This is a genomic window from Carboxylicivirga caseinilyticus (genome assembly GCF_050589785.1).
GTDB classification, from domain to species: Bacteria; Bacteroidota; Bacteroidia; order Bacteroidales; family Marinilabiliaceae; genus Carboxylicivirga; species Carboxylicivirga caseinilyticus.
On the sequence record NZ_JBNGOX010000047.1, the window covers coordinates 36,461 to 47,362 of the forward strand.

Here is a 10,902-nt window from a genome sequence, read left to right on the forward strand (position 1 = left end):
CTAACAGTCTATTGTCTAATGGTCTAACAGTCTATTGTCTAACCGTCTATCAGTCTTCTTCTTACTTTGATAATGAAAGATCAGGTGTGGTTTCATATCTTCGGAGCAAACCCATTCGGCATTCACCCTGAATACTTCTTTTAAAAGTGCCGGCGATAACACTTCGGTTGGAGTACCATTGGCCACAATTTTACCCTCATCCATTACCATCACATGGTCGGTGAATTCACTCACCTGATTCAGGTCGTGCAATACGGTAACAACCGTTTTGTTTTGAGTGTCGGCAATCTCACGCAACAGTTTCAATACTTCAATCTGGTGATAAACATCGAGCTGCGATACCGGCTCATCCAGAAACATAATAGGTGTATCCTGTGCCAGTGCACGTGCTATGATGGTACGCTGACGTTCACCACCACTAAGGGTTATTACTGAACGATGACGGAGGTTTTCGATATCAGTAAGCTGAAGCGCTTCCTTAACTTTTTGTTTGTCTTCCTTGCTTGGTCCGGTAATACCCGAATAATACGGGTAACGACCCATCATCACTACTTCTTCAACCGTAAAGTCAAATTCAAGCAAGGTGTTTTGAGGAACATAACTGAAATAATGTGCTTTGTTTTCAATTTCCTCCGGTAGGAAAATCTTACCAGATGATGGCTTTTTGATTTGCAGCAGCGATTGTAATAAGGTGGTTTTGCCCGATCCGTTGCATCCGGCTATACTGTAAAAACAACCTTTGTAAAGCTCGTGCGATACGGTATCCAAAATTTTTTCATTACCCACTTTGTAGCTCAGATCTTCGAAAGCTAGCACGATGGAGCGTTTTTGTAATTCCTTCTTTACTTTAAACATGGCGACGGCTTTTTTTGATTAGAATAAAGAAGAAATAAGGAGCTCCGAACAAAGCGGTTATGCTGCCAACAGGTAATTCGCCCGGTTGAACAAGCGTGCGGGCCAGGGTATCAGCTATAATCAGAAAAACACCACCCCATAAGGCAGATAATGGTAGTAATCGTCGGTTGTCGGCACCAATTAAGAAGCGCACCATATGCGGTACAATCAATCCTACAAAACCGATTACGCCACTGTACGACACCACAATGGAAACTGACAAAGCAGAAATAAGCAGGATGATGGCCACTTTTTGTTTAACATTGATTCCTAATGAATGGGCTGTTTCGTTTCCCATGGCCAGTAAATTCAGGTCTTTACAGTATCTGAAAAGCATCACCAGCGAAAAAAGTACCACCGGACAAACGATATAAATTTGTTTCCAGCTTATGGCATTAAATCCGCCCAGCATCCAAAAATAGATGCTTTCCATTTGTTCGCGATTAATCACCAGTAACAACGAAACAACGGCACCCAGCATTAAACTCATGGCAATACCGGCCAGTAACAAGGTGTTTTGTTCCGACTGTTTTAGGTTAAAGGCAAACCAGTAAACAATGGCCAGTGCAGATGCTGAACCCAGAAATGCAAAGAAAGGAATGCTGAACATGCCGGCCTGAAGTCCCAGAACAATGGCAATGGCTGCACCTACTGAAGCTCCGGATGAGATGCCCAGAACATAAGGATCGGACATGGGGTTGCGAAATACTGATTGAAAAGCACCACCGGAAGCGGATAAGGCCATTCCCGCAAGTAATGCCATTGCAATACGTGGCATTCTTATTTGTAATACAATCTGCCCAATTCCGGCATCAGCCTCGTTAGGGTTGAAAAAGCTCATCCAAAGCTGCGATAAAGAAACATTAGACGGCCCCAGGGTTAATGCTATAAAAGAAAGTAGCACTAACACCACCAGTGTTAGTGCTACTATCCATTTATATTTGGCAGATGTAATCATGCAATGAAATTAGTTTAAACTCAATTGAATGCCAAGTAAAAAATATCTGCCTGGCATTGGGTAGTATTGTCGGGTCTGATAATTTGTATCCCAGATATTATTGATTTTAAAGGTCAGTGCAGTTTCTACCTGTCCATCGAATCGTTTTTCGAATGACAGATTACCAATGTTATACTTTGGCATTAAAGTAGAATTGCTGGCTGATGTATATCGTTCGTCGACAAAACTGTGAGCGTAAATTAAGCGCAAACCTCTATATTCTCCAAATACGGCAGCAGCTGTTTTTGATTTAGGAACATAAGGCAGCAGATTTTCCGTGTCAGGATCAACGGCATCCTGGTTGGTATAATTAATGTTGCAACCAATGCTGGCTTTGTTGATTTTGGTGTTTATACCGGCATGTATTTCCAGTCCCTGAATCTCTGCTTTATCCTGATTAAATACCGTCCAGGTGCCGTCTTCAAGTTGTCCCCAGCTAATCCATTTTTCAAGGCTGTTTTTAAACCAGGTAGCCTGCACCTGAAATTCGGTTGAAGCAACAGTTTGCTCATAATGCAGACCGGCCTCATAGTTAAATCCGGTTTCGGCTTCCAGATTTGGGTTTCCAACCTGAGTTCCCCCCGACCAATATAAATCGTTGAAGGTTGGTATACGATAGCTGGTTCCGGCTTTTGCTTTGGCTGATAATCCGCCCACTATTTTTTGTGTCAGACCAATATTGCCAGTGATGGTGAAATCGCTGTCACCGGCTTTTTCGCCACGTCCGTTTAAAGTCACAAAGGTTCCGCTTTTTTTGTTCTTAATACCAAACGAAGTAAATGTGGCAAAACGATTGCGACCTTTTTCGCCTTCGTAAGAGCTCGATTCAGCTTTTTCGTAGGTGTAATTCAGTCCTAAATTCCACTTTAACCAGGGGGTGAAGTTAAGATCCAACTCCGCCTCGTTGATAGAAGAAAGTCCTGTTGTTTTGGTGGTATCAGAAGTAGATGGTTTTTGATAATTGGTTTCGGTAGAGAATAAAGCTGTTCGAACGGTAACAACTCCATTTTTAAGGGGTGCTTTCCATTCTGCTGCTCCACGTATAGCCTGGTCGCGTTGTTCGGCATCCGAAGTTTTTCCTCTTGCCATGTCGCGTACTGTTGGAGCAATTTGCTTATCCACATCCTGGTACCATAAATGTATGCTGATGTTTTGTCCGTTCTTCAATCGAAAATGATTGTTCGACATCACTCCAAACTGATGCATATTGGCATTAGGCAGGTCTTTATCCACGGTAGTTGTTACCCCTGAAGAAGTGTAATCTCCGGTAAACGGAAAGTCGTTATCGGCCTGCTGATAATAAGTGCGTAAAACACCGCTGTAATTTTTGTTTCCGTACTGAATACCTGAAGCTCCGTTGAATCGTCCAAAACTACCGGCATTGATGGTCATAAACGATTTTTTGGCTTCATTGTAACGGGCTTTGTTATTAAGATAAATAACACCGCCAACGGCTCCACTTCCAAAAAGGGCAGAGTTTCCACCCATCTCCATTTTAATATCATCGGAAAACAGTAGGGGAAGGGTTGATATGTCGGTGCCGCCATTGGCGATGCTTTGTAAGTTAAAACCATTCCATAGGATAGGGGTTCGGTTGCTTCCAGCACCCCGTGCATTAATACTGGATGATCCTGTTCCGTAAGCATCAATGTTCATGGGAGAAAGGAATTGTAAAACTTCATCCATGCCCAGTGTTGATCTTTGCATTAAAAGTTGTTGATTAGGCTGATAAACAGTGCTGCCAGCATTGAAATTGCTCAAACGGTTTTCGGTGATGTTCACCTCAGTTATCACAATTAATGTGTCGGTTGATTGGGCAACTGGCTTCAAAAATGCCATGCCTGATAAAAAGCCACCAATAAGGAGACGTTTTAAATAATTCATTTTACAAATAATTTATTCAATGGTTAAACTATTTGTAGCAGTTAGGAAAATGGAGAAGATAGATAGATTTGTCTAGAATTACCTGTCTGTCTCTTCGCTTTTACTCCCGAAAGCTACGATACCTTTGACTATGGCAGGTCTTCTGACTCACTCCTGAAAGACGCCTTCCCAATCGCGTGAAACGATCAGTGGCAAGTAGTGCCTTTCATCAAAATGGAGTTTACAGCAGCGGGTACTGTTCAGGATTTTCACCTGATTCCCTTTCAATCCGATTTGAATGACCGGATTTACCGTAATCGGTCGCAAAGGTAGAAAAGATTTTTAATGCGCAAACTTAAAATATAAGTGTGTGGTATATTTTATAAAATTATCAGGCTATAATAAATGTGAAGGATTTGTTATTACTGATTCATCACTAATCTATTAACCAACTTCAATTGCGTCCTAAATAATATTTGATAATGAAAGAAAGCTACTGTGTATAACAGGCCTCAGTTGGCGAGCAAAAAAACAAGGTTGAATTGACGATTAAAAATCGTTTACTGTTTGAGTTGAGCGTAGTCAACGAGTTTAAACGATTTCAGTCAATTGACCGTAGTTTTTTTAGTGAGACAGGTGTAGCCTTGATTTTCTTTGCTTCGTTTCTTGCATCAAGGCAAGAAATGAAGTCGGGTTTGGGCGAAGCGCCAATTTGAAAAATAATTAGGACAGAATTGAACCAACTTCAAGAAAAAGTTTTGGATTATTTATGGAAATTAATGTAAGTTGGTAATCTCAAATATGAAAAAACCAAACGACCTCATTGAATCAATTTTAAAAGTTTAATTAAATCCAAATTAGCAATGAACCGGATAAAGAATGCCTTACGTTTAGCCTTACTGTTTGTTAGTTCACTTGTATATGCTCAGGATCCGATACCTCAAACCTATTGTAATCCGCTTGATATTGATTACACTTACATGATTTATAACTCCGCCTGGAATATTTCTTATCGTTCGGGAGCTGATCCGGCAGTGGTTGAGTTCAGAGGTGAATACTATATGTTTGTAACGCGTTCGTTTGGTTACTGGCATTCAACTGATTTGGTTAACTGGGATTTTATTCGTCCGCAGCAATGGTTTTTTGAAGGTTCCAATGCACCTACGGCATTTAATTATAAAGATTCTGTTATTTATTTTGCCGGTGATCCTGCTGGTTACGGAAGCATTCTTTATACCGATGATCCTAAATCCGGCAAATGGTCTTCTGTAGCATCCATTTCAAATAATATACAGGATTCAGAGCTTTTTATTGATGATGATGGAAAAACCTATTTGTATTGGGGATCATCAAATGTTCATCCTATTAAAGTAAAACAGCTGAATAAAGATGACCGAATGCTTCAGATTGGTGAACCAAAGGACCTGATTAATCTTAATGAAGAAGAGCATGGATGGGAACGCTTCGGTGAGAATAACTTTCATCCAACCATCAAAGAAGGTTATATGGAAGGTGCCTCCATGACCAAGTATAACGGCAAGTATTATCTTCAGTATGCTGCGCCCGGCACTCAGTTTAATGTATATGCCGATGGTGCCTATATTGGAGATTCGCCAGAAGGACCCTTTACCTACATGGAAGGCAATCCGGTGAGTTTTAAACCCGGTGGATTCACCAATGGTGCCGGTCATGGAATGACCGTAAAAGCTACTGATAACCAATACTGGCATTTTGCAACCATGGCATTAGCATCCAATTCTCACTGGGAGCGTCGTTTGTGTATGTTTCCAACTTATTTTGATGCGGAAGGTATCATGCATTGCAACACTCATTATGGCGATTATCCGCGCTTTAGTCCCGATCATCCAACAAAAGCCGGACAACATTGTGGCTGGATGCTATTATCGTACAAAGGTAAAACCACCGTATCAAGTTCGGCTTTACAGATAAAGAAAAGTACAGCTGATGATGGCGAATTTGATATTGAGGAAATGAAAGTGGAACATACGCCAGATGGCAAAATCATTTCAAAGGTATTAACTGACGAGAGTCCTAAATCCTTTTGGGTAGCTGGCTCCAATGATGCCAACCAATGGGTAGAGATAGAAATGAACCAAATTGGAAATGTATATGCTTTGCAGCTCAATTATCACGATCATGAATCAGGTATTTATACTCGTGTTGACGGTTTACGTCATCGTTATATAATTGAAGCCTCGTTAGATGGTGCTAATTGGCAGACCATTGTAGATAAAAGCAATAGTTTTAAAGATACACCCAATGCATATATAACGCTGAAACAACCTGTAAGAGCTAAATATATACGGTATAAAAACATTGAGGTGCCGGGTAAGAATCTGGCCATGTCGGAGATACGTGTTTTTGGTTTAGGTGAAGGTAAAAAGCCGACCAAAGTATCCAACTTTACAATCAGCCGTGAGGCAGACAGGAGAGAAGCCGTAATGTCGTGGAATGCTGTAAAGGGGGCTCAGGGATATAATATACGTTGGGGAATAGCACCTGATAAGTTGTATCACTCATGGTTGGTTTATGATCAGGCAGAACTTAAAATACCTTCGCTGGATAAAGCAACCGGTTATTATTTTTCAATTGAAGCTTTTAACGAAAATGGTATCTCAGTTTCAACAAAACCTGTTATGGTAAAATAGTGTTTTATCGTATAAAGAAAATATATTGTAAAGTTATCGAATTGTTCTGGCCTGATTTTTGTGTTAAGAATGGTTAATTAATTAGATGTAATATTAAAAATAACAGATCATCCAAAAGTGGTTGGTTTAAATGAATAATCTATCAATTAGTTTTGAACTTAGTCGGTTTGTAGCATAATGATTAATAAGAATATATCTTCAAAAATTAATCAAAATTGACCTGACGTAGTGTTTGTTAATGATTTGATTTATAATCTATCATAGATAAATTAAATCATGAAAATTATTGGATTATCACCATTAGTTTAGGTTCAAGATTAATACAAGTCGGTTAATTAGTTAAAGAAATAATTATATTTAAAATTATAAACATAAAATACAACCTAGCATAATATATTATGAAGAAATTTCCATTATTAATCCTGCTAATGTTTGTTGCCACAAATATGTTTGGCCAGACTTCGAAATTGGAAGAAAATGCATTGTACAATAAGTTTATGTCTAAAGAATTATCAAAGGAGATGTATTCTTCTTTTGCTGTGCGATGGAATAAAATTATTGACGACTTCAAAGAGTATCCCGAACTACCGTTAGATGAAGACAGTGTGGTTCATTATACATATGTAAGTGATTTCCCTGGTGTCAATAAAGATCATTTGTTCAACCAGTCGATGGAGTTTCTGGCCGTTAAGTTTGGCCTTTATCCTTCATTCATGTATGCGAACAAGGAGGATGGACGAATCATTTTTGATAATAGCTTTGAATTAATCGACAACTATACAGGTTTTTATACAGGTATCATCACTATTATTGATGAGAAGATTGTATTTGAATTTATCAACTTGTCGTATCAGGCCTTTTTTAAGGGGCATTATTCCGGAAATGTTTGGGTTGAGGATAAGACGGTTAACACCGGCATTGACACAGCTTATCCGGTTATTTTAAAGGATCCTGCGCATTGGAGGTTATATCTGACTTTATTTGAAAAAACAAACAGTCAGATATTGACTCAGATAAATAGTTTCAGAAGTTTTCATACCAGCTATCCACTAAAACGAAAATTATAGCTATCAGAAGTAAAAACCTATCCTAAACCCTTATTAATGAAAAAAACAATTGTACTATTTGTATTGCTATATTCAGTAAATACTTATTTGCATGCTCAATCATCCGATTCTGAGGTGACCAAATTTAAACTTGGTTTATCTTATTCATCGTTTGGCAGTAATGATGTGTTTCGTTTTAATGAATTGATAGGAGCTGCCAGTTATGACGGAGATAATTTCTATAACATCGGGTTGATATTTAGTAAGCCATTGAATTCTTGGCTTGAAATGGAAACAGGACTGGAATACTCGCAACAAAGTATTTTAATTACACCTGCTTACGATCCGCAAAATGAAATAAAACCCTACAATGAGGATTTTGGACTGATTGAAATTCCGGTACTTTTGAAACTGCGCTTTTTAAAGTATTTGTTTATTAATGGAGGAGCATTAATCAGTTTTGATACCAACGCTACAATGTCGGTTGACAGTCAGAATGGTTTAGGAGGAGTAATGGGAGTTGGTGCACAATACGATTTTAAATGTGGCGCCGCTGTCTTTGTTAATCCTTACTTTAAACTTCGTGCATTGATAGGTACCGAAAGGTATCAACAACATGTAGCGGAATCAGGCACACGAATTGGGTTTACTTATAACTTTTAAAATATGAGTTCTTTTTCTATTGATCCGGTTTTTATCATCATAATTGCAGTTGTTGGTTTAATTATCTTTTTGGTTGCTTATTTTAACAATAATGCCCGTGTAAAGCGGAAACTCAAAAAGGCTCCTGTTAAACGGGTATCTTCTTTTTATGCCGGCGATGTAGCTAAAGTGGTTGGTAAAGTTGAATTGGTTGATGAACCATTAATAGCCCCATTGTCAGGTCGCCCTTGTGCCTGTTATCATATTATAGTTGAACAGCAAAAATCATCGGGTAAAAGTTCACAATGGCATACTATAATTAACGAAACAAAGCATTGCAAATATCTCATTCGTGACGGTAATGCTCATGCGATGGTTGATGACCGTGAATTGAGAAGCTACATTGTTAAAGATAAAAGTTATCGCTCCGGCTTTTTAAACGATGCAACAGATGTGTTGGAACGTTATCTGAACCAACATGGTTTGGAAAGTGAGAATATGTTGGGAATGAATAAAACCATCAGATATAAAGAAGGAGTAATTGAAAAAGGGGAAGAGGTAGCTGTTTATGGAAAAGGGAACTGGAAACAGGCAGAACAGTTAGGCTTGCCCGATTATTATGGTAGAGTTCTGGTTTTATCGTCTCCCGATGATGACACCGTTTATCTTAGCGATGATCCTTCTACCCTTGGAGAAGGAGCCTATAATTAATAATAAATTTTCGGTATATGGATCAATTACTTAGTAATCAATATAACTTGATAACGATGGCCTTAGGTTTTGTTATTTTAATTGTTGGTTATATAATGCTAATTAAGATCAGACAAAGTGATCGACCCAATAAAGTACCAATATTCTGGATTTGGTTATTAGGATTAGTCACATTACTGTTTGGCATATTGGGGCAAGTAATGTCAATTGCCTCAACTTTTGATACCATTACCATGATGGGGACTATATCAGCATCCATTGTAGCTGAAGGAATAAAAGATTCTTATCAGTCTACCATAACCGGATTATGGGTGTTAATTATATCTTTAATTATTTGGGGTGTACTAAAAAATGTACAGCAAAAGAGATTGTGATCGCTATCAGTCTTTAGCCACTAAAAAGCTACCGGAATAATATCATCTGTCTTTTGCATTATTTTGAAAATGGTTTCACCCAAATATTGTTTTTGTAATTCTTTTGATAGTTCTTCCTTGTTACCACTGAGGTTGAAATTGTGATTGCGTCTTTCAATCTGAATAGTAAAGAGCAATATGGCTACCAGTATAATGATTTTTGTGAATAAAGCGGATTTATATCGGGCAATAATAAGACCCGTATTGATAGTAAGTGCAGCCACAACAATCAGAAATAGATCGTAATTATTCCACCACCATACTTTACCCCAGCCTCCAGTAAAATGGGCTGATGGCCAAAAGAAAGCAATTCCATCCCACGATCCTCCGGGAGTTATCATATCTTCTGTGAGGTGTCCCATATAACCCATAAAAAAGGCTATCGAATACCAAACTAATCGATTTAGACTCGTTATTCCAAAAGCTTTAGCATAAGCCAGGTAGAGGAAGCTACCTATTAAAATAAAAAATAATGAGCCAACAATCGAATGAGTAAAAACATGATGCGAATACCAATGAGTATCCCAGAATATTTCATTACCACTTTGTTGAAGGTTAAACCACTTACCAAAGGTAGCATCAAAGCCACCCCATTTCGATATAACATCCACATCGGGCAGAATACCTCCAAATCCACCTGCAATACCTATCCAAAGCTTACTTTTCCAACTCGATGAGGTATGTGCTGCAACTGCAGTTGATAATGCCATTCCGGTTAAACCATGTGTAAGTATATCCATGCTATAGATTTTATAAGTAAACCGGGCCTAAAGATATAAGTTCATTGAACATGTTAAAGCTTATAGTGGTAAATTATACTGATAAATTATTTACATTTGACTTCCTAATCTAAACTTATGGTAATGACTAAAATCTTATTTCTTCTTTCTGTCCTTTTTATTTCAACTTCTTTATTAGCTCAATCAGAATTTACAAAAGGATTCTATATTAACAAGGAGGGTAATGCTGATTCTTGCTACATTCAGGTTGAACAATGGAGAGATATTCCTGCATTTTTCCTGATAAAAACACATTTGGATAGTATGCCTGAAAAGGTTTATTCTAATCAAATAGATGAATTAGTAATTGGAGAAAGCTATAAGTTTAAGTCTGAAAAAGTTGAGGTTGACAATAAATATCTTTCAGGTAATCAGATTAGACGAATAAAAAATGATAGTCTTTTTTTAAGGGTTGTTGTCGAAGGGGAAGCAAGTTTGTTTATGGCAGGTGTGGATGATAATGTAACCTTTTGGTATAGTTTTAATCATGGTGATTTAAAATTATTAAAGTATCGTAAATATATTTCTTCCAATGGGAAAGAAATGGAAGACTATTCTTTTAAATCTCAAATACAGGCTGACTTTAAATGTGAGGCTATTGGCTTGAGCGATATTATCAAATTAAAATATGATCAAAAGGCCTTAACAAACTTTTTTATCAGCTACAATGATAATTGTTCAGAAGAACAGCAGCAAAAATATTTTAGTAATACTGCAAAGCAGGCTAAAAGAGTTACTCTTAGTCCAAAAATTGGTTTATCTCGGTTTTCAATGGTGAGACCTGCAGGGGAATTGTCAAGTCCTAAAATATGGCTACAGGTAAAACATGATATTACGCTATATTTTTAAAGACCGTATTAGGAGTTTTATATCCTAAAGATAGATGTA

10 protein-coding genes and 1 riboswitch are annotated in these 10,902 nt (G+C 37.9%); of the genes, 6 read left to right on the forward strand and 4 right to left on the reverse strand.

The features are described from left to right. Positions 1-15 precede the first annotated feature (15 nt). Genes ACRD62_RS19045 through ACRD62_RS19055 form a run of 3 tightly spaced genes read right to left on the reverse strand, consistent with a single transcriptional unit; the run spans position 16 to position 3,775 of the window. Positions 16-855, reverse strand: a complete 840-nt coding sequence (locus ACRD62_RS19045) for an ABC transporter ATP-binding protein (protein ID WP_430821705.1) — start codon at positions 853-855, stop codon at positions 16-18. Continuing rightward, positions 848-1,852 carry a FecCD family ABC transporter permease gene (locus ACRD62_RS19050; RefSeq protein ID WP_430821706.1) on the reverse strand — a complete coding sequence of 335 codons (1,005 nt, stop codon included), beginning with the start codon at positions 1,850-1,852 and terminating at the stop codon, positions 848-850. Before ACRD62_RS19050 ends, ACRD62_RS19045 begins: the two co-directional genes overlap by 8 nt. Before the next feature lie 9 nt (positions 1,853-1,861). Then, on the reverse strand, positions 1,862-3,775 hold the full coding sequence (locus ACRD62_RS19055) for a TonB-dependent receptor plug domain-containing protein (RefSeq protein ID WP_430821707.1): 1,914 nt from the start codon (positions 3,773-3,775) through the stop codon (positions 1,862-1,864). A gap of 115 nt (positions 3,776-3,890) precedes the next feature. Next, positions 3,891-4,085, reverse strand: a riboswitch (cobalamin riboswitch). 532 nt (positions 4,086-4,617) lie between these two features. Here ACRD62_RS19055 and ACRD62_RS19060 point away from each other — a divergent pair. The 5 genes from ACRD62_RS19060 to ACRD62_RS19080 all read left to right on the forward strand — a co-directional run bounded on the left by ACRD62_RS19060 (position 4,618) and on the right by ACRD62_RS19080 (position 9,196). Further along, complete coding sequence (locus ACRD62_RS19060) at positions 4,618-6,423, forward strand: family 43 glycosylhydrolase (protein ID WP_430821708.1); 1,806 nt, start codon at positions 4,618-4,620, stop codon at positions 6,421-6,423. 398 nt (positions 6,424-6,821) lie between these two features. After that, entirely contained in the window at positions 6,822-7,490 is a 669-nt protein-coding gene (locus ACRD62_RS19065) for a DUF4468 domain-containing protein (protein ID WP_430821709.1), read from the forward strand. A 36-nt stretch (positions 7,491-7,526) separates the two neighbouring features. After that, the gene (locus ACRD62_RS19070) at positions 7,527-8,132 is read left to right on the forward strand and encodes an outer membrane beta-barrel protein (protein WP_430821710.1); all 606 of its coding nucleotides are present in this window, start codon (positions 7,527-7,529) and stop codon (positions 8,130-8,132) included. Between the two features lie 3 nt (positions 8,133-8,135). Then, a complete protein-coding gene (locus ACRD62_RS19075) occupies positions 8,136-8,822 on the forward strand; it encodes a hypothetical protein (RefSeq protein ID WP_430821711.1) in 687 nt (228 codons plus the stop codon). Positions 8,823-8,839: 17 nt separating this feature from the next. Continuing rightward, positions 8,840-9,196, forward strand: a complete 357-nt coding sequence (locus ACRD62_RS19080; protein WP_430821712.1) for a MotA/TolQ/ExbB proton channel family protein — start codon at positions 8,840-8,842, stop codon at positions 9,194-9,196. 20 nt (positions 9,197-9,216) lie between these two features. Here ACRD62_RS19080 and ACRD62_RS19085 read toward each other — a convergent pair whose 3' ends face one another. Further along, positions 9,217-9,975, reverse strand: a complete 759-nt coding sequence (locus ACRD62_RS19085) for a metal-dependent hydrolase (RefSeq protein WP_430821713.1) — start codon at positions 9,973-9,975, stop codon at positions 9,217-9,219. A gap of 123 nt (positions 9,976-10,098) precedes the next feature. On the opposite strand from ACRD62_RS19085, the gene ACRD62_RS19090 reads away from it, so the two are divergent. Then, on the forward strand, positions 10,099-10,863 hold the full coding sequence (locus tag ACRD62_RS19090; protein ID WP_430821714.1) for a hypothetical protein: 765 nt from the start codon (positions 10,099-10,101) through the stop codon (positions 10,861-10,863). The last annotated feature ends 39 nt before the right edge of the window (positions 10,864-10,902 follow it).

Coding starts and splice junctions, on each gene's coding strand:
- ACRD62_RS19055 (WP_430821707.1), bottom strand. CDS start 3,775: ATGAATTATTTAAAACGTCTCCTTATTGGTGGCTTTTTATCAGGCATG.
- ACRD62_RS19080 (WP_430821712.1), top strand. CDS start 8,840: ATGGATCAATTACTTAGTAATCAATATAACTTGATAACGATGGCCTTA.
- ACRD62_RS19075 (WP_430821711.1), top strand. CDS start 8,136: ATGAGTTCTTTTTCTATTGATCCGGTTTTTATCATCATAATTGCAGTT.
- ACRD62_RS19065 (WP_430821709.1), top strand. CDS start 6,822: ATGAAGAAATTTCCATTATTAATCCTGCTAATGTTTGTTGCCACAAAT.
- ACRD62_RS19085 (WP_430821713.1), bottom strand. CDS start 9,975: ATGGATATACTTACACATGGTTTAACCGGAATGGCATTATCAACTGCA.
- ACRD62_RS19050 (WP_430821706.1), bottom strand. CDS start 1,852: ATGATTACATCTGCCAAATATAAATGGATAGTAGCACTAACACTGGTG.
- ACRD62_RS19045 (WP_430821705.1), bottom strand. CDS start 855: ATGTTTAAAGTAAAGAAGGAATTACAAAAACGCTCCATCGTGCTAGCT.
- ACRD62_RS19060 (WP_430821708.1), top strand. CDS start 4,618: ATGAACCGGATAAAGAATGCCTTACGTTTAGCCTTACTGTTTGTTAGT.
- ACRD62_RS19070 (WP_430821710.1), top strand. CDS start 7,527: ATGAAAAAAACAATTGTACTATTTGTATTGCTATATTCAGTAAATACT.
- ACRD62_RS19090 (WP_430821714.1), top strand. CDS start 10,099: ATGACTAAAATCTTATTTCTTCTTTCTGTCCTTTTTATTTCAACTTCT.